Origin of the sequence: Arthrobacter sp. ISL-28 (genome assembly GCF_018613875.1) — a bacterium.
Taxonomy (GTDB): Bacteria; Actinomycetota; Actinomycetes; order Actinomycetales; family Micrococcaceae; genus Arthrobacter.
The window spans coordinates 13,626-37,469 of the sequence record NZ_JAGGPJ010000043.1 but is presented as its reverse complement, the minus strand read 5'-3'; the positions used below and the strand labels follow the sequence as shown (position 1 = coordinate 37,469).

Genomic DNA, 23,844 nt, shown 5'->3' with positions numbered 1-23,844 from the left:
ACCCCATAACGCCGTCTACACCCCCACATCAGGGCAAAGAAAAACACCCCGGTCCGAAGACCGGGGTGTTTTTGATGCGTGCGCGAGGGGGGATTTGAACCCCCACGCCCTTTCGGACACTGGCACCTGAAGCCAGCGCGTCTGCCGTTCCGCCACTCGCGCGCAACTTCTTCCACTCAGTTCCAGCCCCGGACTCCGGAGTTGCAACCTCGTAAAAGCAGCGAGATCAAGCATAACGGACAATTACGGCAAAACGCCAATCGGCCGATTTGGGGGTCCGTCAAACCGATTGGCCGGCGAATGCAGGGGCCGACCCGGGATCCCCTGCGCTCGTCGGCCAAGGCCCTGCAGCCCATGTGATCACCGTTACACGGGGAAGCCCGGAATGAACGAATCGAGACTCCGGCACGTTGTGGATTAAGGTCATTCACCGGGGTGGCAAGTAGTATCGGATGTATAGGCGCCCGTTGCCGGCGGGCTCGCGCTCTGTCGCGACGTGCGTTGCGGGTTATGTTCCACGAGGGGCACTGCACTGCAGCTGCAAAGAAAGGAGAAGGACCATGGGTTTGCTGGACAAAGTCGAGCGCGGCATTGAGAAGGCCGTCCGCGGCGTCTTCTCCACCGGTTCCAAGGCTCAGGTTGAACCCGTGGAAATCGCCAGCCGACTGCGCCGCGAAGTGGACCATAAGGCCATCACCATCGCTGCCGGACGGACCTTGGCACCCAACGTCTTTGACGTGCTGCTCAGCGACGACGACTTCCAGCGGGCCCAGGAATGGGGAACCCCTCTGGCCGAGGAACTCTGCGATGTGGTGATCAACCACGTCCGCAGCCAGGGCTACACGCTGCAGGGACCGGTCCGCATTTCGTTCCGGCGGGACGAGGCCCACCGTCCCGGTGACTTCGAAATCACCTCCAAGACGGAAAAGGCTTCCGGCCCGGCCGCAGCGCCGGCGCCGCGTGCCAACGTTCCCGCAGCGCCAAGCCGGCAGCCCACCCGCCTGCAGCCCGTCCTGGACATTGACGGCCAGCGGTATTCACTCAATGCCCCTTCAATAGTTCTGGGCCGTTCATCGGAAGCTGACATTCTCGTGGATGACACGGGAGTTTCGCGCCGCCATCTGGAAATCCAGACTGCCGGTGGCACCACAACGGCCGTGGACCTGGGGTCCACGAACGGCAGCTACGTCAACGGACACAAAGTTGCCGGCAGCATGGAGCTTACGGACGGCTCCACCATCACGATGGGACGGACCAAAATCATCTTCCGCCTCCTGCCCGCCAACACTGGCGGCCGCCCATGAGCGAATTGACCATCACCGCCCTGCGCTTTGGATTCCTCCTGCTTCTCTGGGTCCTGATCTTCAGCATTGTCTCCGCCATGCGCCGCGACCTCATGATTGGCCGAAAAGCGGCCACGGGCGTCCCCACAGCGCGGCAGGTGCGCAAAAACCCCGAACTGGCCGAGCAGGCTCCACCGCCGGTCAAGCAGCAGGCCCGCCAGCTGGTGGTGACCGAGGGCCCGCTCAAGGGCCGGACTATTCCGCTGGCTGCCAGCCCCATCCTCCTCGGCAGGGCCCAGGAGGCCACCCTGGTACTGGAGGACGACTATGCCTCCGGCAGGCACGCAAGACTCTTCCCGCAGGGGAGCCGCTGGTTCATTGAAGACCTCGGCTCCACCAACGGCACCTACCTGGCCGATCAGCAGCTCACCCGGGCCCTCCCTGTGGACCTCGGCGTACCCGTGAGAATCGGCAAGACGGTCATTGAATTGAGGCCATAGCCATGGCCGATCCGGACATTCCCGCGGAGCAGGCGCCAGCCTCTCCGCGTCCCCTGATTATGCGCTATGCCGCCCGCTCCGACGTCGGCCGCATCCGCGCCAAAAACGATGACTCGGCCTATGTCGGACGGCACCTCGCCGTCGTGGCTGACGGCATGGGCGGGCATGCAGGCGGTGACGTAGCCTCCGCCGCCACGGTTCTGGACATGATCCACCTGGACACGGACGAGTACGACGGCGACGCCGAGACCGTCCTCGCTGACGAAATCCAGACGGCCAACTCCCTGCTGTCCGAACTCGTCCACATCAACCCCAAACTTGCCGGGATGGGCACCACGGTAACGGCCCTGCTCCTGGTAGAGGGCAAGCTGCACTTCGCCCACATCGGCGATTCACGTGCCTACCGGCTCCGCAATGACGAGTTCGAACAGATCAGCGTGGACCACACCTTCGTCCAGCGCCTGATTGATGAAGGCCGCCTCCGGCCGGAGGAAGCCGAAACCCACCCGCACAAGAACGTCCTCATGCGCGTCCTCGGGGATGTCGACGCCAGCCCCGAACTGGACCTGGCAACGCTGGACGTGCAGCCCGGGGAACGCTGGCTGCTGTGCTCCGACGGCCTGAACTACGTCGCCGGGCACGTCGTCGAGCGGACCGTCCGCGAAACCAAGGACATCCGCGAATGCGTGGAAACGCTCGTGGACCTCACGCTGGAAGCCGGCGCCCCGGACAACGTCACCGTTGTCATGGTGGAAATTGCCGAAGAGACGGTCGACGACGTCAGGACGGCCGCCGTCGACATCGTGCCTCCGGCGGAACTGACGGCAGAAAAACCCGCTCCTCCTGCCCCCGCTCCGGCCGCAGCCATTTCCGCGGAAAAAACTGACAAGTCAGCTCCGGCCCCTATCTCTATCCCAGCGCCGGGCTCCACCCGAGCCCCTAGGGAGGCTGCTACCGACAACAACGGTGCGGCCAATGGCACTAGCAGCGGCGGCGGTGCACCGGACTCGAACTCGGACTCCGGGCAGGATTCCGGCAAGGAGCCGACAATATCCACAGACCCCCATCTGGGCGAGCACCTGTCGGCCGAGGTACTGCGGCAGGAGCTGTCCTCACGGCCCCACCTCCTCGTGGGCGCAGCAGTCACCGCGGCCGAAACCGGCTCCATCCCCACCATCGCAGGGCGCACCGTGGCGCGCCGGGCAGCCACCCTCCTGACTCACAAGGCAGAGCCGGCACGTGACGAAGCCGAGGAATTCGGCCAGGAACGGCGCCCCCGCCGCTGGGTCACCATGGGCATCGCCGCCGCTGCCCTCGTAATCCTCGCCGTCGGTCTCTGGCTGGGCTATGCCTGGACGCAAACGCGCTATTACATTGGCGAATTCGACCAGCGGGTGGCGATTTTCAACGGCGTTTCGCAGCGCCTCGGACCCATCCAACTGTCCACGCTGGAGGCCGTCACGGATATCCGGATGGATACCCTCCCCCAGTTCTCGCAGCAGCGCGTGCGTCAGACTGTGCCTGCCCGGGATCTCTACGATGCCCAGCGCATCGTCAAGAACCTTGAGCGCACGGGGACCACGGCCCCCTCGGACGAGTGCCTCACGCCCTCCCCGACCGCTACAGCGTCCCCGACTCCGAGCCCCACTACGGCCAAGCCCACTGCCAAACCTGTGGCGTCCGGCGCCGCGGCTGCCAAACGGCCTGCCGCCACGGCAAGCCCCAGGCCGACCGCGCTGCCGGCAACCGCCGCCGGTGCGTCCGCCACACCTTCCCCGACCGCAACCTGTGAGGGGGGCAAATGACCCACGCCGACACAATGCCGAAGCCCCGGCGGAACGTGGAGCTGGCGCTGCTCCTGCTGGCACTCTCGGTGAGCATCGGCGCCAACGCGCTGATCAGCATCGACGAACAGAGCTCCTTCGATACCGATTTCTGGTTCCAGTCCAGCCTTCTTGCGGTTGCGTCCCTGGTTTTCCATATCGTCCTCCGGATCCGCGCCAAATATGCCGATCCGGTAATGCTTCCGCTGGTCGTTACCCTCAACGGTCTCGGCCTGGCCATGATCCACCGCTTGGATGCCCCCGGCGAGGACACCGGCAACAATCAGTTGCGCTGGACGCTGATTGCCATGGCGGTCGCTATTGTCGTCATCTGGTTCCTCAAGGACCACCGGATCCTGCGCCGCTTCACGTACATCTCGCTGGCCGTCAGCGCACTGCTCCTGATCCTGCCGCTGATCCCTGGCGTCTCGGCGGGCGAAATCCTGGGCGCCCGGGTCTGGATCAAGCTGGGCCCCATGACGTTCCAACCGGGCGAGGTCGCCAAGATCACGCTCGCCATATTCTTTGCCGGTTATCTTTCCTCAAACCGCGACCTGATTATGCTTGCGGGGCGTAAGATCGGCCCCCTGCAGTTCCCGCGGTTCAAGGACATGGGACCGATGATCACAGCGTGGCTTGTGAGCATCGGCGTGCTGATTTTCCAGCGCGACCTCGGTTCCTCCGTGCTGTTCTTCGGCCTGTTCATCGTGATGATCTACGTGGCCACGAGCCGCATCAGCTGGGTCGTCATCGGCTTGGCGCTGATCCTCGGCGGCGGCTTTGCTGCCTCCCGGGTCTTCTCCCACGTTGCCCTCCGCATCGACTCCTGGCTCAATGCCTTCACGGAGGAAGTCTTTGGCCGGTCCCCCGGCGGCAGCGGCCAGATCGTCGAAGGCCTGTTCGGCATGGCCAACGGCGGGCTGGTGGGCACCGGACTCGGCCAAGGCCGCCCCAACCTGGTCCCCTTCGCCAACAGCGACATGATCATCGCGTCCTTCGGTGAAGAGCTGGGCCTGATCGGGCTGTTCGCCATCGTCATGATGTACCTGCTGCTGTTCACCCGCGGCTTCCGGGCGGCGCTCGGTACGAGGGACGCCTTCGGCAAGCTGCTGGCATGCGGCCTGTCCTTCGCGGTGGCCCTGCAGTGCTTTGTGGTCATCGGCGGCGTCACGCGGCTCATCCCGCTGACGGGCCTGACCACGCCGTTCCTGGCCGCCGGAGGATCCTCGCTCCTGGCCAACTGGATCATCGTGGGCCTGCTCCTGATGATCTCGCACACGGCCCGCGGACCGGTGGACACGACACCCATGCAGCCGGGCCGGACCCCCGAGGCACAGACAACGGCCCAGCAGCCTGTTCCCGCTCCGGGCAGGCCCGGCAAAAACTCCACCCAGACCCTTCCCGATGCTCCCACCGAGGCGGTGAAACAACTGTGAACCAGGCAATTCGACACTCGTGGGTTGCCGCGATCGCCATGTTCGCCCTGATCTTCGGTGCCCTCAGCTATGTGCAGGTAGTTGGCGCAGACGAACTCAAGGCCAATGCGTGGAACAAGCGGGCCATTCTTCAAAACTACTGCAACGACCGCGGCGCCATCCTCGTGGGCGGCACAGCCATTGCCGAATCGGTGAAGGGCTCCGAAACCTGCAAGTTCCAGCGCACGTACACGCAGCCTGAGCTCTATGCCGGCATCACGGGGTACTTCTCGAAGAACTACGGCGTCACCGGGCTTGAGCGCGCCATGGACGAGCAGCTTGCGGGCAGCTCGGACCAGCTGTTCCTTGACCGCATCGGGCAGCTGTTCCTGGGCAACCAGCCCAAGGGCGCATCCGTCGAACTGACCATCGATCCCAAAATACAGAAGCTGGCGTACGACCTCATCCCGGACGGCCAACGCGGATCGATCGTCGTTACGAATCCCAAGACCGGCGACATCCTGGCGATGGTCAGCAAGCCGTCCTACGACCCCAACCTCATCGCCACCCAGGATGCCACCAAGGAACAGGCCAACTACAACGAGATCATCAAGATCCCCGGGGTCAACCTCAACCCGTCGGTCAGCGGCCCCACAGGATCCCTGCTGGCCCCTGGTTCGGTCTTCAAACTGGTGGACACCGCGGCAGCGCTGAGCTCCGGCGAATACAACGCGGACAGCCGCCTGCCCAACCCGGCAGAAATGACCTTCCCGGGCATCCAGTACCGGCTGCCCAACTACGCGGGCGGCAACTGCTACACGCGGAACACCGCCGACTTCGCGTTCGCCCTCCAGCAGTCTTGCAACACCCCGTTTGCGAGCATCGCCCAGAAGCTCGGCGAGGAGGCAATCGTCGACCAAGCCGCCAAATTCGGTTGGGGTCAGGAACTTGGGGACCAGCTCAAGCTCGACTATGCCAAGAGCATCTTCCCGCGGGACCTGGACGCAGCCGGACTCGCCCAGTCCGCCATCGGCCAGCGCGACGTCCGCGCCACGCCGCTGCAGATCGCGCTGATGACCTCGGCTATCGCCAACGGTGGTGTGCAGATGTCCCCCAACCTGATCAAGGCCGTGCGGTCCCCGGACCTCCGTGTCCTCGAAGAACCGGCGCCGGTTCCGTTGCGGACCTCCACCACGCCGGAGATTGCCAGCCAGATCACCAAATGGATGACCAGTGTGGTGAGCGAAGGCATCGGTGCCGGTGCGGCAGTCCCGGGAGTAGAAGTTGCCGGCAAGACAGGAACCGCCGAGCTGGGAACCGAGGGCCTGAACAACTCCTGGTTCACCGGATTCGCTCCGGCGAATGACCCGCAGGTGTCCGTCACCATCGTCATGCAAGGCGTGGACATCACCACCGGCGCACAGCTAACCAGTCCGAACGCAAAGAAGATTTTTGAGGCGGTGTTGAATAAGTGAGGCCTACATCGGGAATCACCCTCGGCGGCAGATTCCAGTTGACCACGCGTATTGCGATCGGCGGCATGGGCGAAGTCTGGAAGGCCAAGGACCTTATCCTCGGCCGCATCGTGGCTATCAAGGTGCTCAAAGAGGAGTACACGGGCGATCCTGGCTTCCTCCAGAGATTCCGCGCGGAGGCGCGCCACACAGCACTTCTGAACCACGTGGGCATCGCCAACGTCTTTGACTACGGTGAGGAGGAGGGTTCCGCCTACCTCGTCATGGAGCTGGTTCCGGGCCAGCCGCTGAGCAGCATCATCGAACACGAGCAGGTCCTTTCTCCGGACCGCACGCTGTCCATCATCGCCCAGACCGCCCGCGCGTTGTCGGTGGCCCACGCCCAGGGGCTGGTACACCGTGACATCAAGCCAGGCAACCTGCTGATCATGCCGGACGGACGGGTCAAGGTGACCGACTTCGGCATCGCCCGCCTCGCGGACCAGGTACCGCTGACCCAGACGGGCCAGGTCATGGGAACCGCGCAGTACCTCGCTCCGGAACAGGCAACCGGGCAGACAGCCACCGGCGCTTCGGACATCTACTCGCTCGGCGTCATCGGCTACGAGTGCCTCACCGGGCACCGGCCGTTCTCCGGCGAATCCCAGATCGCCATCGCCCTGGCGCAGGTGAACGATGCCCCGCCGCCGCTTCCGGAAACGCTTCCGAAACCGGTCCGGGCCCTCCTGATGTCCATGCTTGCCAAGGACCCGAAGAACCGGCCGGCCAACGCGATCAAGCTTTCCGAAGCCGCCGAGGCCATCCGAAACGGCGACATTTCGGCCGCCCACGCCGCTGTTCCCGGCATGCTGCTCTATGAGGGTGCCACCGGACCCATCACGGCCCCGGTCAGGACGCACACGGCACCCACCGGGGTTATCGGGTCCGAGAAAAGCTCGACGGCGACCTCCGCCCTGCCGGTGCTCGGCGCCGCTGCGGGTGCTGCGGCAGCCGGCGCCGCTGGAGCGGCCGCCTCGGAAGGAACCTCCACGAGGGCAGGCAGCACATTGTCGCGGGCTGACGCACTCGCCGCGGAGCGCACCTGGGTTCAGGAAGAGGAGCAGTACGACCAGGAACCGGTGGATGAGCCGGAACGGCGCGGACGCAGTCCGTGGACCTGGCCACTGATCGCCCTGATCCTGCTGGTGCTTTTCGCCCTCATTGGCTTCCTCCTGACCCAGGCAGGCATCCTGTTCCCGCCGCAGTCACCTGCAGGCACGACGACGAGTGCGCCCAGCCGGGTGACCACAACGAGTGCCAGCCCCTCGCCTACCACGACGTCGGCAAGTCCCTCCCCCACCACACCCTCGCCCACTGCGACCACGCCGGAGTCGATCAACATCATTCCCGATGCCTATCTGGGGCGGCCCTTCGCAGAGGTACGCAGTGAGCTGATAGGGCTCGGACTCCAGGTGGACGGAGTACAGGCGTTCGACCCGGCACCCCCCGGCACGGTCACTGACATCAACCCCTCCGGTCCGGTGCAGCCTGGTGAGACGATCAAGGTCACCTATTCCAAGGGCCCGGAGCAGGTCACCGTACCGGATATCAGCGTGGGCAGCACCGAAGCCGAGGTGCGGGCCGCGATCGAAAAGGCCGGCCTGCGCTGGGTCAAGGGCGAAGATGTGGCCGGGCAACCGGGACAGGAAGCTGGAACATTCGTGAGGTCCGAACCGGGCGCCGGCAGCAAGGTTGAGGACGGCTCCGTGGTGACCTACCACCTCGCCCGAGCCCTGATTACCCCGCCGGGGACCAGCCCCAGCATCTCTCCGAGCCCCACCGCGGGCCAAGGGTAAGCCGTGACCACACCGCCAAGATCGCCGTCGCACCGGGAGGACCGCCTCCCGGTGACTGCCCAGCGCATGCTCAGCGGACGCTATGAGCTCGGTGAGCTCATAGGCAGGGGAGGCATGGCCGATGTGCACCGCGGAATTGACACCCGCCTGGGCCGGACTGTGGCTATCAAACTGCTCCGTCCGGACCTGGCGCGGGACCCGCAGTTCCAGGCCCGGTTCAAACGCGAGGCGCAGGCTGTTGCAGCCCTGAACCATCCGTCCATCGTGGCCATTTACGATACGGGCGACCACGCTGTCCCCGGCGACGCGCACGACCAGATCCGGGTCCCCTACATCGTGATGGAATTCGTGGCGGGGCAAACCCTCAGGGACCTCATCCGGGCCAAGGACATCACCATCGACCAGGCCATCAGCTTCACGCTCGGTGTCCTGTCCGCGCTGGAGTACAGCCACAAGGCCGGCATCGTCCACCGGGACATCAAGCCGGCAAATGTGATGTTCTGCGAGAACTCCGACATGGTCAAGGTCATGGACTTCGGCATCGCGCGGGCCATGGCCGATTCCGCCGCCACCATGACCCAGACGCAGGCCGTGGTGGGCACCGCCCAGTACCTCTCTCCGGAGCAGGCGCGCGGCGAAACCGTGGATGCCCGCAGCGATCTTTATTCAGCTGCCTGCCTGCTCTACGAAATGCTGGCCGGACGCCCGCCGTTCATTGGTGAGAGCCCAGTCTCCGTGGCCTACCAGCATGTGCGCGAGATCCCGGAGCCCCCAAGCAGCTTCAACCCCGAAGTTTCCGAAGCCCTGGACAGCGTGCTGGCGAAAGCGCTCCAGAAGAACCGCGCCGACCGCTTCCAGGATGCGGCGGCCTTCATGCGCGCCCTCCGTGCCGCGAAGAACGGTGTCCCGGTGCCCGCAGCCTCGGCAAGCGAGGCGCCGACCGATCCCAGCGACCACGTTCCGGAGCCCCAGTACTCCCCTCCGACTGCCGTCTTTTCCATGACCGGCGCCAGCTTCCTGGACGATGCCCCCGGCGGGAGGATCCGGCAGGCCCAGGAGCCGGCTGACCAGGAGGCCGTGCTGCCTGCGGAGGCCACCTCGCTCTATGAGACCGCGGAGCAGGACGATCTTCCCCTGGGGCTCCCCCGCGAGAGGGAACGCACGCGCGTACAGAAGTCCCGCCGTCGGGCGTGGATCGCCACCTTTGTCATCTTCACCGTCCTGGTGCTGGCCGGCGGCGGGCTGTGGCTGTACAACGCGATGAACCAGCCGCCGCCGGAGCCGGTCAAGGTGGCCGTCCCGTCCGTGGAGTCACGCACCGAGTCTGAAGCCCTGCAGGTGCTATACGATGCCAGGCTCCGGCCGCAGATCAAACGCGTGCAGCACGAGACGATCGCTGAGGGCACCGCCATTGGCACGGTGCCCGTGACCGGATCAATGCTGGAGCCGGAGTCGGAGGTGACCCTCAACATTTCGGCTGGCCCCAGCGCCGTCAAAATTCCGGAGGCGCTGCCCGGACGGACCGAAGCCGCGGCGCGCGACATCCTCAGACAGGCCGGATTAGTGGGCGCGCCCTCCACTACCATGGCCAACAGCGCCACGGTTCCCGCAGGCCTGGTGATCACCACCAAGCCGGCTCCAGGCCAGCGGGTCGCCGTGGGGAGCACCGTGGAGATTGTCGTTTCCACGGGGAAGGTCGCCATGCCCGAACTCCGGGGAATGACGCGCGCCGAGGCGGAGGCCGCGCTGAAGGCACTCGGACTGCCGGCCGTGATCACGGAAGTGGAGAACTCCCAGGTGGCTCCCGGCAAGGTCACGGGCCAGAGCGAGCCCCTCAATTCACTCGTGGATCAGGGCACGCCGATCACTGTCACGATCGCCAAGGCTCCGGAGCCGAAGCCCACTCCCACAAAAACATCCAGCCCGTCGCCCAGCCCCAGTGCAAGCGGGAAGCCCTAGCGGCACGGCTGGCGGGGCCAGGAACAGCGCTAAAGGGAACGGCGCTAAGCACCGGCGCCGAAGTTCTAGTGCTGGATGAGCGGGCTGAGCTTCGCCGCGCGTTCGGCTGCGCCTGCCATGCCCAGTGACTCGAGCCAGTTGCCCAGCATCTGGTAGCCGCCCTCGGTGAGGACTGATTCCGGGTGGAACTGCACACCGCACAGCGGGGCGGTGCGGTGCTGCAGCCCCATCACCACGCCACTCGCGGTCTCCGCGGTGATTTCGAGGATGTCCGGAATGGACTCGCGGACAGCGGCCAGCGAGTGGTAGCGCGTTGCCGTGACCGGGGAGGGCAGGCCGGTGAAGACGCTGGAACCTTCGTGCTGGACCAGGGACGTCTTGCCGTGCATCAGCTCCGGCGCGTGCGTCACGATGCCGCCGTAGGCCTCGGCAAGGGCCTGGTGGCCGAGGCAGACGCCGAACATGGGTTTGCTGCTGTCCCCGCACCACCTGATCAGCTCGATGCAGACCCCGGCCTCGGACGGCGAGCCCGGTCCGGGCGAGATGAGTACGCCGTCGCGCGTTTCCGCCATTTCAATCGCCTCGGCGAGCGTGACGTCATCGTTGCGGACCACGGTGGTCTCGGCGCCCAGCTCCTGGAGGTAGCCCACCAGGGTGTAGACGAAGCTGTCGTAATTGTCCACGACGAGGATCTTGGTTTTACTCATGGTTTAGCTGTAGCACCAATCGTTGAGTCGGTGAATTGTGTGAACTGTGACATCCAGGGGAAGAGGAACTCGACCATCAGGAACAGGGCGCCGGCGATCAGTGCCACGGACGTGAGGATGCGGAGCCAAAGCGGGCCCGGCAGGTGTCGGAATATCCAACCGTACAAGTCTCAGCCCTCCCCTCGTGCGCGCGCCACCTGGGCGGCGATTTCCGACGGCGGCCCCGCCGACGTGGGCTGCCAGTGGTCCAGCACCGAGTAGGCAATGATCCGCTCCTCTGAACCGAAGCGCGGGTTGCAGCTGGTCATGGTCAGGAATCTTTCGGTGGGCCTGGCGCCGGGCCGCGAGGGCACCGGAAGCAGGACATCGGCGTTGGACGGGATGACGATGCGGTTGTTGCGGAAAACGTAGACGTAGTAGCCGTCCCGTGTCTGCACATAGATTTTGTCACCGGGGACGAGGGTGTGGATATTGTCCAGCACGGCACCGTGCGTCTGGCGGTGCCCGGCCACCGCGAAGTTCCCCACGGCGCCCGGCATGGACGTGCTGCCGTAGTGCCCCAGGCCCAGCGTATCCAGCACATCAGCGGTGGTGCCCTCGACGATGGGGCGGGCATAGTTCGGACCGAACCGGGGAATGTACATGATCCCGATGGTGCCGCCATGGGCAGGAGCCGCGGCGACCACCGGCGCGCCGTAATCCGCCGCCCCGGGGGCTGCCCCCGAGCCCGGGGTTGGCGGCTGTTTGGGGGTGGCGGGGCCACCGAGGCCCCGCGCAAAGTCCTTGACCACTTCGCTTTGCTTGGCGTCCGAGGCAACGTTCGTCCACCACAGCTGCCAGCCGACAAAGAGGAGGAGGACAATGCCGGCCGTGATCAGCAGCTCACCGATAATCTGCACGGCCTTGCGCAGGATCACGATGCCGGCTGCTGGCGCGGCAGGGGATGTCACCTTCTCCTGCAGTACCACGCGTTCTCCTCCAAGGCGGTTGCGGTGAGCGTTGGTGTGGCCTGAAGTACAGCTAGTATTGGCTGCTAGTAAGCTTCAGACTTGACCAGGAGCGCGCAGACCGCCGGCAATATTCCTTTCAGCAGGATATCAAGCCACAGTCTCCGTTCTTGATTCAGCCCGCCAAGGAGGACATGTGCCCGAGTCAAAGCCACGTAAGAAGACCGCCCGCGCAGCCGAGCCGGTCTCCTCGACGCAGGCCTACAAGCCAAACCCTGTCTGGTTCAAACCTGTCATGTTCGGGCTCATGATCATTGGTCTGCTCTGGATCATCACGTTCTACATCAGCGAGGGAACGCTCCCCGTCGGCACCTGGGGCTCCTGGAACATCGTGGCCGGATTCGGCATCGCGATCATGGGCTTCCTGATGACCACGCGCTGGCGTTCCTGACCCTCCCGCAGCCATGACCCTCACGCTGCCATGACCGCCGACGGCGTCATTATCGGCGAGGACGGCCTCGCACGTCCGGCGTGGGCCGCCGTCGACCCGCTGATGCGTGAGTACTACGACACCGAATGGGGCCTGCCCGTCCGGGATGAACAGGGCCTCTACGAACGCATCAGCCTGGAGGCGTTTCAGGCCGGCCTGTCCTGGGCCACGATCCTGCGCAAAAGGCCCGCTTTCCGTGCCGCCTTCGCAGACTTCCATCCCGACACGGTAGCCGCCTACACCGAGGCCGACGTTGAGCGCCTCCTGCAGGATCCGGGGATTGTGCGGAACAGGCTCAAGATCCGTGCCGCCATTACCAACGCCCGGGCCACCATTGCCCTGCGCAGCGAGGGCGGACTCGTGGACTTCGTCTGGGGCTTTCAGCCCGCCTCCGCGTTGGCGCCGTCGACATACGCGGATGTGCCCACCCAGTCGCCGGAATCCATTGCCCTGTCCAAGGCACTGAGAAAAAAGGGGTTCGCCTTCGTCGGGCCCACCACGATGTTCGCCCTCATGGAAGCCATCGGGATGGTGGACACGCATCTCGTTGACAGCCACCGCCGGGGATCGTCCGGGGTGTGGGCGTAGGAATGCGGAGGGCACATGAAGGTTTTGAGCGCAGGCATTCTGCTGTACCGGCAGCGGGCCGCAGCGGACCTTGAGGTCTGGATAGCCCATATGGGCGGGCCGTTCTGGGCACATAAGAACGATCGCGCCTGGTCCATTCCCAAAGGGGAATACCTCCAGGACGAGGACCCGCTGGTGGCTGCGAAGCGTGAGTTCGCCGAGGAGATGGGCGTGCCTGCACCGGCCGTCGACTACGCGGAACTGGGCTCCTTCCGTCAACCGTCGGGCAAGGTCATCACGGTTTACACGGCCGAGTCCGACTTCGACCCCGAACGCATCGTGAGCAACACTTTTTCACTGGAATGGCCGAAGGGATCGGGCACCGTCCAAAGCTTCCCTGAGATCGACGATGCCATTTGGGCCACCGAGCCAGAAGCCCGCACCAAGCTGGTAAAGGGCCAACAGCCGATCCTCGATGCGCTCATCCAGCATCTCCGCACCAAGAGCTCTTGATGGGCCGGCTGGGTCTTAGTTGTGCGGCAGGTTGTCGGGGTCGAGGCGTCCGAGCGGTTGCACCGACGCTGGTTCCGGGGTTTCGCCGCCGGACTCCGCCCTGAGGCGGGCCACCTGTTCACGGGCTTCCTGCTGGATCCGGCTGAAGTCAATGACGCCCTGGGTTTCGTAGGCGATCAGCTGTGTCAGGGAGCTGACGATCAGTTGACCCTCGAGCTCGTCGTCGACATAGCAGAGTGTCACAGGAATGACGTGCCCGATGTCCGCTATGACTTCGCCTTGATCCGGCGTGGCAAAATCCGGCCGGCCGGTCTTCTCCGTCAGAAAGATCCTTTCTCCCGGACTGAGATAAGCCACCCTGTTAATCCGAGAGACGTTGAGAGCTTCGGTGGCTGTCTGGAGTACGTGCATGGTTCAGACCTTCCTGGTAGCCAGCATGATACTCCGATGCGGGGTTCCCGGCACGTGTTGGGAAAGACGTCCCAGGGCCTTAGGCGAAGCTGGGCAGATGGAAGGAGTTGACCGGTCGCGGCAGCCCGTAATGATCGCGCAGCGTCCGCCCTGAGTACTCGTGCCGGAAGATTCCGCGCTCACGCAGGATCGGTATGACATGGCCCACGAAGGCATCCAGGCCGGACGGAAGCACAGGCGGCATGATGTTAAACCCGTCCGCTGCCCCGGCTTCGAACCACTGCTGGATTGCGTCTGCAACCTGCTCAGGCGTGCCGGAGAATGTCCGGTGGCCGCGGCCGCCCCCGAGCCTGCCGATGAGCTGCCGCACTGTTAGCCGCTCCCGCCTGGCAAGGTCCACGATCAGGGTGTATCTGCTCTTGGCACCCTCGATCACGTCCTCGGACGGAAGGTCCTCGGGCAGCTGGGCATCCAGCGGCAGGGATTCCGGTGAGACCCCCAGGACTCCGGCGAGCTGTTTCCGCGCATGCTCGGGATGGATGAGCTCATCGAGCTGCCGTTCCAGCCGCCGCGCGTCCTGCTCCGTGGAGCCGATGACCGGGACGATGCCCGGAAGGATCTTGATGCTTTCCGGGTCGCGGCCTGCGGCGGCCGTCTTCCGCTTCAGGTCGGAGTAGAACCGCTGGGCCTCCGCCAGGGTCTGGTGCGCCGTGAATACTGCCTCGGCATAGCGGGCGGCGAAGTCCTTGCCGTCCTCGGACGAACCGGCCTGCACGATCACCGGATGCCCTTGGGGCGGACGCGGCACATCCAAAGGCCCCTGGATCCGGAAGTAGCGGCCGGTGTGGTTTACGGCATGGACGCGGGAATTGTCCGCCCAGACTCCGGCCGCCTTGTCCCCCACAGGAGCGTCGTCTTCCCAGCTGTCCCACAGCTTCCTGGAAGCAGCGAGGAATTCGGCCGCCCGCTCATAGCGGCGCCAGTGCGCCGGCTGGTCCGGCAGGGAGAAGTTCCGCGCCGCGGCCTCGCCGGCGGTCGTCACCACATTCCAGCCGGCCCGGCCGCCGCTGATGTGGTCCAGCGAGGCGAACCGCCGTGCCAGGTTGTAGGGGTCGTTGTACGTGGTGGAGGCAGTGGCGATCAGCCCGATCCGCTTGGTCACGGCGGCGATGGCGCTGAGCAGCACGGTCGGCTCGAGTGTCCCGTACGGGCGCTGCCGCACGTCGCCGTGCAGCACCGGCGAGTCGGCGAAGAATATGGAATCAAACTTTCCACGTTCCGCTGTCCGGGCCAGCTGCTGGAAATGCGCAATGTCCGTCCCGGCGAAGCTGTCGCTTTCCGGCAGCCGCCAGGAAGCCTCATGGTGCCCGGTGCTCATGAGGAACGCGTTCAGGTGCAGCTGCCGCTCCCCGCTCATTTCCGCCCCCGGGCCTGAAGTTTGGTTTCTGTGGTCAGTGACATGGTTGTTCCTTTGGGTGATGGTTTAGCTGGACTGGGATCCGACGGCGGTGCGCCAGCGGGAGAAATGGCGTTCGACGGCGACCAGCAGGTAGTTGACCAGCAAGCCCAGCAAGGACACCGTGAGGATTCCGGCGTACATGTCCGGGATGAGGAAACTCATTTGGGAATTGACGATCAGGTAGCCGAGGCCGGCTTTGGCGCCCACCATCTCAGCTGCAATGAGCACAAGGATGGATGAGGTTCCGGCCATCCTGATCCCTGTGAAGATGGTGGGTACCGCCGAGGGAAGGATCACTTTCTGAAACAGCTCCAGATTGGATAAGCCAAGTGATCGGGCGGCCCGGACCAGCAACGGGTCCACGGTTCGGACGCCGGCGATGGTGTTGAGCAGCACGGGGAAGAACGCGGCGTAGGCCACGATGCTGATCTTGGAGACCTCGCCAATTCCCAGCAGCAAGGTGAAAACCGGCAGCAGCGCCAGCGCGGCAGTGTTCCGGAAGACTTCGAGCAGCGGGTTCAGGAACTGGTCAAGGGACCGGTACCAGGCGACCAGAAGGCCAAGCGCCACTGCGGCCACGACGGCAATCCCGAAGCCGCTTGCTGACCTGGTGAGGCTGGCCGACAGATGGCTCTGCAGCTGGCCGTTCGCGATGAGCGCCCCCAAAGCCTGCAGCACCTCATGCAGCGGGGGAAGGAAGACGCGTGCTGAGTCCGTGGCGAGGTAGGTCGGGCCGAGCTCCCAAAGGAGCAGGAACAGCAGGATCGCTCCCGAACTCCACACGGCCCGCCGCACAGTCAGGATTCCGGTACGCAGCCGGGATGCGCGGATCCGGGACGGAGCCAACGTAGCTGTCCGGCCGCCGTCGGCGTTTGAGTCTGCAGAAGTTGGTCCGGCAACGGCGTCCGGGGTGTTGGTGAGTGTCGGCGCTGTCATCAGGCTGCCTTTCCGTTGCTTGATGGGCGTTTCTCGTCAGGGGCGGAGCCGTCCGGGAGGATCTTCGCGTGTCCTGCTTCCCGGGCTTTCAGGACCTCCCCGTGCAGCAGCGACCACACCCTGTGCCTTTGCTCAACGAAGGCTTTATTCGCGCGGACATCGCCGGTTCCGGCCCGTTCGCCGAGATCGATGTCCACGATCTGCTTGAGCCTGCCGGGGCGCGAGCTCAGGACCGCAACACGTTGGCCCAGGTAGACCGCTTCCTCGATGCTGTGGGTGATGAAGAGGATGGTCTTGCCTGTGGACCGCCAGATGCGGAGCAGTTCCTCCTGCAGCTGCTCGCGGGTCTGGGCGTCCAGCGCGGCGAACGGCTCGTCCATGAGCAGGATGTCTGGTTCATAGGCGAGGCTGCGGGCAATCGCGACGCGCTGCTTCATGCCGCCGGAGAGCTCGTGCGGGTAGCGATCCTCGAAGCCGGACAAGCCCACCAGGTCCAGGTACTCCCGGGCTTTGCTCGTCCGTTCCCTGCGGCTGCGTTTGACCCCGTCGTTTCCGGTGCCCTCCAGGCCGAAGGCCACGTTGGATGCTGCCGTGCGCCAGGGGAACAGGGCGTACTGCTGGAATACCACGGCGCGGTCCCGGCCGGGCCCGGTCACCTCCCTGCCGTCCACCAGCACCCGGCCCGTGTCCGGCCGGGTCAGGCCCGCCAGGAGGTCCAGCAAGGTGGTTTTCCCGGAGCCGCTGGGCCCGACGAGAGTGATGAATTCCCCGGCCGCGACGTCAAGGGAGATGCCGTCCAAGGCCGCGAGGATGGAGCCCTGCGGGTTGGCCTTGGTTGGCCGGACAACGAACTGTTTACCGATATTTCGCAGGCTGATCTTAGGCATGGGGCGCGCATTCACTGTCACGGTGTTGTTTCCTTCAGCAGGTCGGTTCTTCCCGAATTCGATGTAGTGGACTGGATTCGATCTAGTGGACTGGGCCTGTCGGCTTGTGTCCACCACTAGAACAGAGACGAATCGGTGCCAAAAGGGCAGCGGTCATGCAAGGAAACGGGGCGTAACCGCCTACTGAGGCGCCCTCGCTGGCGGGGACTGACTCAGGGGGAAACACCGAGCAAACCGGAAGTAACATGCCGACACCTGGGACAGATCCACCGAAGAAATCCGGGCGCTCCGTGCCGCCACGCGACGGAAACGCTACGTTCGGATACCGCAGATGACGGGCCCCTGGGGCAGCGCCGAGGTGCCGCGCCAGGACCACATTTTGGCGGGGCCGGTGAATTATTACGGCTAACCCGATGAGCTGTCCCGGTGCTTCCATCTCTAGGGTCAGTTGAGGAGCCATAAAGCTGCGGTTGATCCGCTGTCGCTTATTGTCCTTACTCGGGCTATTCTTTACTGTAACTTCGTCTGACAATCAGCGAGGGCTTGGATAGCGATACCGGATATAAGGCGGAGCAAAATGAAAGATGCAATTCCATCCGTGAGCCTGGGTTCTCCACTATCTCCCTCGGGCGGGGTCGGCGGGCTCTCCCCCGTGGCGTCAGTGTCCCGACGGGACGCTGTCATGAATGAAATTCGCCGCGGAATCGTGTCGGGGTCCATTAAGCCCGGCGATAAGCTCACCGAGGTCAAGCTGTCGGCGATGTTGAACGTGAGCCGGCCGACCATCCGAGAGGCTTTGACCCAGCTTGCCCAAGAGGGTCTTCTGGTGCAGGAGCCCTACCGCGGGCTGCGGGTCGCGACCCTTCATGCCGCCGAAATCCTCGATATCGCAAGGACCCGGATGGCGCTCGACATGCTCGCTGTGGCGTCCATTCTTGAAGACACTTCCGGCCGGCGCATGAAGTTCGTCGAGGCGAGCTGGGAAGAGTATGACAGGGTCGCCTTCCATCCGGACCCTGTGGTGCTGCACGAGTCCCACATCGCGTTCCACCGAAGCATCTGGGCCGCTTCGGAAAATGCCCTGTTGCTGCGCCTCTGGCCGGTCACTGAGGCGCACCTGACCATTGCGCTGGCGCAGGACCAGGCCACCCGGGCCGACCCTGTGCGTGCCCACGAAGTCCACGAACAACTTGTCAGGACGATGAGGACCGGAGACATGGACGCCATCGAAGCCGCGTTCACGGTCCACACCATTGACAGCGCCAAGGAATTCATCGCGCTGCTGAACAACGAGGAGCAAACTGCATGAAAGTTCTGGTTATCGGTGCGAGCGGGCGTCTGGGTGCTGCGGCTGCCGAAGCGCTGGCGGACCGGCATGAGGTCCTCGAGGCCTCCCGTTCCGGAGAGCTCAGGGTTGATCTGACGGAAGCTGGCTCGATGGAGAACCTGCTGCAGCAGGTCGGGAAGCTGGACGCGATTGTCGCCTGCACCGGCGCCGTGCCGTTCAAGCCTCTGGCCGACCTGTCTGAGGAGGACTTCAAGGCAGGCTTCATGGACAAGGTCCTTGGCCAGGTCAATCTGGTCCGCCTTGCCACCCCGTACCTGAACGACGGCGGTTCCTTCACTCTGACCACCGGCGTCCTCGCCCGCGAACCCATCAACACCGGCGTCGTGGCATCGCTGGCCAACGGTGCCCTCGAATCATTCGTCATGGCTGCGGCCGCCGAGCTTCCCCGGGGCCTGCGCATCAACGCGGTCAGCCCCTCGGTTCTGGAAGAAGCAACCAACTACCACGACTACTTTCCCGGATTCACCAAGGTGCCCGCCGAGGCTGTCGGACAGGCCTACCTGAAGTCCGTTGAAGGCATCCAGACCGGCAAAGTCTTTTCGCTGGGCTAGATCCCGCTGCCCTACCCCAGCAATAATCACGACGCCGGCCGGTCACCTCGCAAGGTGACCGGCCGGCGTCGTACGTTCCTGCCCTTGGGGACAGCGCTGGTTAGTTCACGGCATGGTCAGTTCACCGTGTGGTCAGTTCACCGCGGCGAGTGCCTCGTCGTAGATCTCCAGGGCCCGGCGGATTTCCTCGGGCGTGACCACGGCCGGCGGGACGACATGGATGCGGTTGTCCGCGATGAACGGCAGCAGCCCGCGGTCCAGGAGCTCCGCCTTGATCCGGCCCATGAAGGCCGGCGTGACGGGCTGCCGCGTCTGCGGATCCTGCACGAGTTCCAGGGCCCAGAAAACGCCGCGTCCGCGGACCTCGCCGATGACCGGGTGCCGGGCAGCGAGTGCGGCCAGGCCGGGTGCGAGATGGTCACGGCCGATGCGCTCGGCGTTCTCGACGATGTGGTCTTCCTCGAAGGCCTCGATGGAGGCGACGATGGACGCAGCAGCCAGCGGGTGCCCGGAATAGGTGAGGCCGCCCGGGAACACACGCTCATCGAAGGTCGCGGCGATCTCCTCGGAGATGATGACGCCGCCGACCGGGACGTAGCCCGAGTTGACGCCCTTGGCGAAGGTGATGAGGTCCGGCCTGACGTTGTACGCGTCGAGGGCGAACCAGTTGCCCGTGCGCCCGAAGCCGCACATGACCTCGTCGAGGATCATGACGATTCCGTGCTGGTCGCACAGCTCGCGCACGCCCTCGAGGTATCCGGGCGGCGGGAGCAGAATCCCGGCGGTGCCGGGAACGGTTTCCAGCAGCACTGCCGCCACGGACTGCGGCCCTTCGGCCTCAATGGTGCGGCGCAGGTGCTGCAGGGCGCGCTCCGACTCCTGCTCAGGCGTTTCAGCCCAAAACTCCGAACGGTACAGGTAGGGCCCGAAAACGTGGACGTGGCCGCGGGAGTACTCGTTCGGGATCCGGCGCCAGTCACCCGTCGCGACAATCGCTGCACCTGTGTTGCCGTGGTAGGAGCGGTACCGGGAGATCACCTTGTCCCGGCCTGTGTGCAGCCGTGCCATGCGGATGGCGTTTTCGTTGGCGTCGGCGCCCCCGTTGGTGAAGAAGACCTTGTCCATGTTGTCCGGGGCGTGGGCGAGGATCTTTTCGGCGGCAAGCCCACGGGTGTGGTTGGCATGCGCCGGGGCGACGGTGACCAGGGATTCGGCCTGCTGCTTGATTGCCTCGATGACCCGCGGGTGCTGGTGCCCGATGTTGGTGTTGACCAGCTGACTCGAGAAATCCAGATAGGTGCGGCCGTCATGGTCCCATACGGTGCTACCTGAACCACCGGCGATGACCAGCGGGTTCAGGGTTTTCTGCGCCGACCATGAGTGGAAGACGTTCGCGCGGTCAAGGGCGACCACGTCCGCGTTGGTGACTGCTGGAGCCAAGGCGGTCTGGGAATGGGTCATGGGAAGTTCCTCTCAGGGGAAGAGCGGTGGGATCCCTTTTATGATCGGCCCCGAGACACTCCCGAGTCCTTAGACATTTGTATACTCGGGTCTATGAGGATCGACCGTTTGTCAGAGGATAGGTAAAGTGCCGCCGACCATCAACACGTTGCTGCACAACCCTGGCTTGAACCTGCGGCTTGTTGTTCCCGAGCGGGACAGCAAAGCACTCGATACGACTGTTTCCTGGGTGCACAGCTCGGACCTGGACGACCCCACCCCGTTCCTGGATCCGGGGCAGCTGCTGCTGACTGACGGGACACAGTTTCCGATCAGCGATGGGGGCGGCGATGTGTACCGGGACTACGTGCGCCGTTTAGTGGACCATGGGATTTCCGGTCTGGGCTTCGCCACGCAGGTCATCCACGGAGCCCTGCCCGGAGGACTTGAATCCGCCTGCAGCGAACAGGGCCTGCCGCTCCTCGAAGTGCCGGACAGGACCCCGTTCATCGCGGTCATCCGGTTCGTGGCGGACTGGCTGGCCAGGGAGCAAAACGCCAGGGCTGAATGGTCGCTGCAGGCTCAACGGTCGATAGCGCGCGCCGCCCTGCGCCCGGACGGACTCCGTTCGATTCTTGCGGAACTGGAACGCCAGCTTCAAGGCTGGGTTGCCCTGTTCGACGCCGCGGGCAACCACATCCTAATGCCGAATAACCGGCCGGTGCCCTCTGACCTGATGCCGTCTGTGGAAGGGGCGGTCCGGCGGGCTCTGGATCAGGGCGCCCGATCCGTTGCGCAGTTGACAGTTGAGGGCCAGCAGATCACCCTGCAGACTTTGGGGCGGCGCCACAACCTCCGCGGCGTGCTGGTTCTTGGGGCAATTGAGCCGCTGGATCCTGCCAGAACAGACATCATCAACAGTGTGATCGCCCTGGCCAGCCTGGCCCTGGAACAGACCCGGACGCTCGATACTGCGCGCCGGCACCTGCGCTCGGGGGTGTTTGAGCAGCTGCTCTCCGGAAGCACTGACGTGGCTGCCCGGACGGCACGGCAGGTGTGGGGCCGCCTGCCGGCTGAACCCCTGATTGTGACAGCAGCCCGGCCTCCCCGCCAGGGGCAGAACCTGCTGGAGGCCCTTGAATTGCTCTCCGATGACCACCGCGGCGCGGTCTTTTATGCCCAGCGGAATGAGAACGTGGTGATCCTGGCCAATCCGGTCCATCAGCAGAAGGTTGCGGCCCTGCTGGGCCGATACGGAGCCACGGCCGGAACCTCGGCACCCACGGACTTCCCGGGGCTGGCGCAGGCATTGAAAGAGGGCGAGCGCGCCCTGCAGAGGGCAGGCGAGCTGTCCCGGCCGCTGCTGGACTTCTCGGAAGTGGCCGACGGCGGGATGCTCGGTTTGCTGCGGCGGGAGGAAGCCGAATCCGTGGCCCGGCGGCTGCTGGAGCCGCTGGCCAGGCACGACGAAGCGGAACAGACCCAGCTGCTGCCGACCGTCGCGGCCTGGCTGACGAACAACTGCGTGTGGGACCACACCGCCCGGCAGCTGGGGGTGCACCGGCATACGCTGCGGAACCGCATTGACGCCGCCGGCAACATCCTCGGACTCAATCTGGACGGACTGCGGGACCGGCTTGAACTGTTCGCGGCACTGCAGTTTTTGGACATGGCTGCAGTTCCTGGAGACGACAGAGGGCGGCCGGAGCGCTGAACGCTCCGGCCGCCCCTGACAGCATCCTTGATTAGTTCTGGGGGAAGCCCAGGTTGATTCCGCCGTGGCTCGGGTCAAGCCAACGGGACGTGATGGCCTTCTCGCGGGTGAAGAACTGGAAGCCCTGCAGTCCGTAGGCCTTGGAGCTGCCGAAGATGGAGTCCTTGAAGCCGCCGAAGGAGTAGTAGGCCACGGGGACCGGAATGGGCACGTTGATGCCGACCATGCCCACCTCCACCTCGCTCTGGAAGCGGCGGGCTGCGCCGCCGTCGTTGGTGAAGATCGCGGTGCCGTTGCCGAAGGCGCCGGAGTTGATCAGGTGCAGGCCTTCTTCATAGCTGCGGACGCGGACCACGGCCAGCACGGGGCCGAAGATCTCTTCCTGGTACACGCGTGAGGTGACGGGGACGTCGTCGATCAGGGTCGGGCCGAGCCAGAAGCCGTTCTCGTCGCCGTCCACGCTGATGTTCCGGCCGTCGACGACGATCTTGGCGCCGTCGGTCTCTGCGAGCTCGATGTACGAGGCGACCTTGTCCCGGTGCTGCTTGGTGACCAGCGGGCCCATGTCGCAGTTGCGGCGGCCGTCGCCGATGCGCAGCGTCGACATGCGCGAGGTGATCTTTTCGATGAGCTCGTCGGCAACGGGTTCGACGGCGACGACCACACTGATGGCCATGCAGCGCTCACCGGCGGAACCGAAGCCGGCGTTGATGGCGGCGTCGGCAGTCAGGTCGAGGTCGGCGTCGGGCAGGACCAGCATGTGGTTCTTGGCACCGCCCAGGGCTTGGACCCGCTTGCCGTTCCGGGCTGCGGTTTCATAGATGTACTGCGCGATCGGGGTGGAGCCGACGAAGGAGATTGCCTTCACGTCGGGGTGTTCCAGCAGGCCGTCGACGGCCTCCTTGTCGCCGTGGAGGACGTTGAAGACGCCGTCCGGCAGGCCGGCCTCGGTGAACAGCGCTGCGAGCCAGTTGGCCGCCGTCGGGTCTTTTTCGCTGGGCTTCAGGACAACAGTGTTGCCTGCGGCGATGGCGATCGGAAGGAACCACAGCGGAACCATCGCCGGAAAGTTGAAGGGGCTGATGATTCCAACAACGCCGAGCGGGGACTTGGTGGAGTACACGTCCACGCCGCTGGAGACGTTTTCAGAGTGCTCACCCTTGATCAGGTGGGGGAAACCGGTGGCGAGTTCCACCACCTCCTGGCCGCGGGTGATTTCGCCCAGGGCATCAGAAAGCACCTTGCCGTGCTCGGCGGTGATGATCTCGGCCAGTTCGCCCTTGCGCTCGTTGAGCAGCTCCCGGAACCGGAAAATGATCTGCTGGCGCTTGGTGATCGAAAGGTCCCGCCATGCCGGAAACGCCTTGGAGGCGGAGGAGATTGCCGTCTCGATGTCCTCGGCGGAACCAAGGCCGACAAGCTTCGTTTCCTTGCCGAGGGCCGGGTCAAAGACCGGCGCGGTGCGGTCGCCGGAGGAAGGTACTTCCTGGCCGCCGATCCAGTGCGGGACAACCTGCAGTTCGGTGTTATCAGACACAGTCTTCTCTTTCTTGGGTGCTGGGGCGATGGAAATCATCTGGAAGC

General features: G+C 64.8%; 21 protein-coding genes and 1 tRNA gene. 13 read left to right on the top strand and 9 right to left on the bottom strand.

Going from position 1 to position 23,844, the window contains the following annotated elements; all coding sequences use genetic code 11:
• Window positions 1-79: 79 nt before the first annotated feature.
• A tRNA-Leu gene (locus J7E80_RS22040) sits at window positions 80-162 on the bottom strand.
• A gap of 398 nt (window positions 163-560) precedes the next feature.
• Here J7E80_RS22040 and J7E80_RS22035 point away from each other — a divergent pair.
• The 7 genes from J7E80_RS22035 (at window position 561) to pknB (ending at window position 10,290) form a co-directional block, all read left to right on the top strand.
• A complete protein-coding gene (locus J7E80_RS22035; protein ID WP_215054348.1) occupies window positions 561-1,304 on the top strand; it encodes a DUF3662 and FHA domain-containing protein in 744 nt (247 codons plus the stop codon).
• Window positions 1,301-1,783, top strand: coding sequence for an FHA domain-containing protein (locus tag J7E80_RS22030; protein WP_215054347.1), 483 nt, complete (start codon window positions 1,301-1,303; stop codon window positions 1,781-1,783). The genes J7E80_RS22035 and J7E80_RS22030 overlap by 4 nt, the downstream gene beginning before the upstream one ends.
• A 2-nt stretch (window positions 1,784-1,785) precedes the next feature.
• Entirely contained in the window at window positions 1,786-3,588 is a 1,803-nt protein-coding gene (locus J7E80_RS22025; protein ID WP_215054346.1) for a PP2C family serine/threonine-protein phosphatase, read from the top strand.
• Window positions 3,585-5,042, top strand: a complete 1,458-nt coding sequence (locus J7E80_RS22020) for an FtsW/RodA/SpoVE family cell cycle protein (RefSeq protein WP_215054345.1) — start codon at window positions 3,585-3,587, stop codon at window positions 5,040-5,042. Before J7E80_RS22025 ends, J7E80_RS22020 begins: the two co-directional genes overlap by 4 nt.
• Complete coding sequence (locus tag J7E80_RS22015; protein ID WP_215054344.1) at window positions 5,039-6,496, top strand: penicillin-binding protein 2; 1,458 nt, start codon at window positions 5,039-5,041, stop codon at window positions 6,494-6,496. Before J7E80_RS22020 ends, J7E80_RS22015 begins: the two co-directional genes overlap by 4 nt.
• The gene (locus J7E80_RS22010) at window positions 6,493-8,331 is read left to right on the top strand and encodes a protein kinase domain-containing protein (protein ID WP_215054343.1); all 1,839 of its coding nucleotides are present in this window, start codon (window positions 6,493-6,495) and stop codon (window positions 8,329-8,331) included. Before J7E80_RS22015 ends, J7E80_RS22010 begins: the two co-directional genes overlap by 4 nt.
• 66 nt (window positions 8,332-8,397) lie before the next feature.
• Complete coding sequence (gene pknB / locus J7E80_RS22005; RefSeq protein ID WP_215054357.1) at window positions 8,398-10,290, top strand: Stk1 family PASTA domain-containing Ser/Thr kinase; 1,893 nt, start codon at window positions 8,398-8,400, stop codon at window positions 10,288-10,290.
• Window positions 10,291-10,355: 65 nt separating this feature from the next.
• On the opposite strand, the gene J7E80_RS22000 is transcribed toward pknB, so the two are convergent.
• Complete coding sequence (locus J7E80_RS22000) at window positions 10,356-10,997, bottom strand: aminodeoxychorismate/anthranilate synthase component II (RefSeq protein WP_215054342.1); 642 nt, start codon at window positions 10,995-10,997, stop codon at window positions 10,356-10,358.
• Between the two features lie 170 nt (window positions 10,998-11,167).
• Window positions 11,168-11,965, bottom strand: coding sequence for a class E sortase (locus J7E80_RS21995; protein WP_215054341.1), 798 nt, complete (start codon window positions 11,963-11,965; stop codon window positions 11,168-11,170).
• Between the two features lie 175 nt (window positions 11,966-12,140).
• On the opposite strand from J7E80_RS21995, the gene J7E80_RS21990 reads away from it, so the two are divergent.
• From J7E80_RS21990 to J7E80_RS21980, 3 genes are read left to right on the top strand one after another with little or no spacing between them, the layout of a single operon-like run.
• Window positions 12,141-12,395 carry a cell division protein CrgA gene (locus tag J7E80_RS21990; RefSeq protein ID WP_215054340.1) on the top strand — a complete coding sequence of 85 codons (255 nt, stop codon included), beginning with the start codon at window positions 12,141-12,143 and terminating at the stop codon, window positions 12,393-12,395.
• A gap of 30 nt (window positions 12,396-12,425) precedes the next feature.
• On the top strand, window positions 12,426-13,022 hold the full coding sequence (locus tag J7E80_RS21985) for a DNA-3-methyladenine glycosylase I (RefSeq protein WP_215054339.1): 597 nt from the start codon (window positions 12,426-12,428) through the stop codon (window positions 13,020-13,022).
• 15 nt (window positions 13,023-13,037) lie between these two features.
• Window positions 13,038-13,514: an NUDIX domain-containing protein gene (locus tag J7E80_RS21980; protein WP_215054338.1), complete on the top strand. Its 477-nt coding sequence runs from the start codon at window positions 13,038-13,040 to the stop codon at window positions 13,512-13,514.
• Between the two features lie 15 nt (window positions 13,515-13,529).
• Here the strand turns inward: J7E80_RS21980 and J7E80_RS21975 are convergent, their stop codons facing one another.
• The 4 genes from J7E80_RS21975 to J7E80_RS21960 all read right to left on the bottom strand — a co-directional run bounded on the left by J7E80_RS21975 (window position 13,530) and on the right by J7E80_RS21960 (window position 17,207).
• Window positions 13,530-13,925 (bottom strand): hypothetical protein, encoded by a 396-nt coding sequence (locus J7E80_RS21975; RefSeq protein ID WP_215054337.1) that lies wholly within the window; start codon window positions 13,923-13,925, stop codon window positions 13,530-13,532.
• A gap of 79 nt (window positions 13,926-14,004) precedes the next feature.
• Window positions 14,005-15,342, bottom strand: a complete 1,338-nt coding sequence (locus J7E80_RS21970; RefSeq protein ID WP_215054336.1) for an LLM class flavin-dependent oxidoreductase — start codon at window positions 15,340-15,342, stop codon at window positions 14,005-14,007.
• 66 nt (window positions 15,343-15,408) lie between these two features.
• Window positions 15,409-16,320 (bottom strand): ABC transporter permease, encoded by a 912-nt coding sequence (locus tag J7E80_RS21965; protein WP_396020832.1) that lies wholly within the window; start codon window positions 16,318-16,320, stop codon window positions 15,409-15,411.
• Window positions 16,320-17,207 carry an ABC transporter ATP-binding protein gene (locus J7E80_RS21960; protein ID WP_215054335.1) on the bottom strand — a complete coding sequence of 296 codons (888 nt, stop codon included), beginning with the start codon at window positions 17,205-17,207 and terminating at the stop codon, window positions 16,320-16,322. The genes J7E80_RS21965 and J7E80_RS21960 overlap by 1 nt, the downstream gene beginning before the upstream one ends.
• 682 nt (window positions 17,208-17,889) lie before the next feature.
• Between J7E80_RS21960 and J7E80_RS21955 the strand changes: the two genes are divergently transcribed.
• Both J7E80_RS21955 and J7E80_RS21950 read left to right on the top strand, forming a co-directional pair.
• A complete protein-coding gene (locus tag J7E80_RS21955) occupies window positions 17,890-18,516 on the top strand; it encodes a GntR family transcriptional regulator (protein ID WP_251037230.1) in 627 nt (208 codons plus the stop codon).
• Window positions 18,513-19,106 carry a short chain dehydrogenase gene (locus J7E80_RS21950; RefSeq protein WP_215054333.1) on the top strand — a complete coding sequence of 198 codons (594 nt, stop codon included), beginning with the start codon at window positions 18,513-18,515 and terminating at the stop codon, window positions 19,104-19,106. The genes J7E80_RS21955 and J7E80_RS21950 overlap by 4 nt, the downstream gene beginning before the upstream one ends.
• A gap of 132 nt (window positions 19,107-19,238) precedes the next feature.
• Here J7E80_RS21950 and J7E80_RS21945 read toward each other — a convergent pair whose 3' ends face one another.
• On the bottom strand, window positions 19,239-20,567 hold the full coding sequence (locus J7E80_RS21945; protein ID WP_215054332.1) for an aspartate aminotransferase family protein: 1,329 nt from the start codon (window positions 20,565-20,567) through the stop codon (window positions 19,239-19,241).
• A gap of 127 nt (window positions 20,568-20,694) precedes the next feature.
• Between J7E80_RS21945 and J7E80_RS21940 the strand changes: the two genes are divergently transcribed.
• Window positions 20,695-22,260 (top strand): PucR family transcriptional regulator, encoded by a 1,566-nt coding sequence (locus tag J7E80_RS21940; RefSeq protein WP_215054331.1) that lies wholly within the window; start codon window positions 20,695-20,697, stop codon window positions 22,258-22,260.
• 31 nt (window positions 22,261-22,291) lie between these two features.
• Here J7E80_RS21940 and J7E80_RS21935 read toward each other — a convergent pair whose 3' ends face one another.
• Window positions 22,292-23,836 (bottom strand): CoA-acylating methylmalonate-semialdehyde dehydrogenase, encoded by a 1,545-nt coding sequence (locus tag J7E80_RS21935; RefSeq protein ID WP_285291901.1) that lies wholly within the window; start codon window positions 23,834-23,836, stop codon window positions 22,292-22,294.
• Window positions 23,837-23,844: the final 8 nt, after the last annotated feature.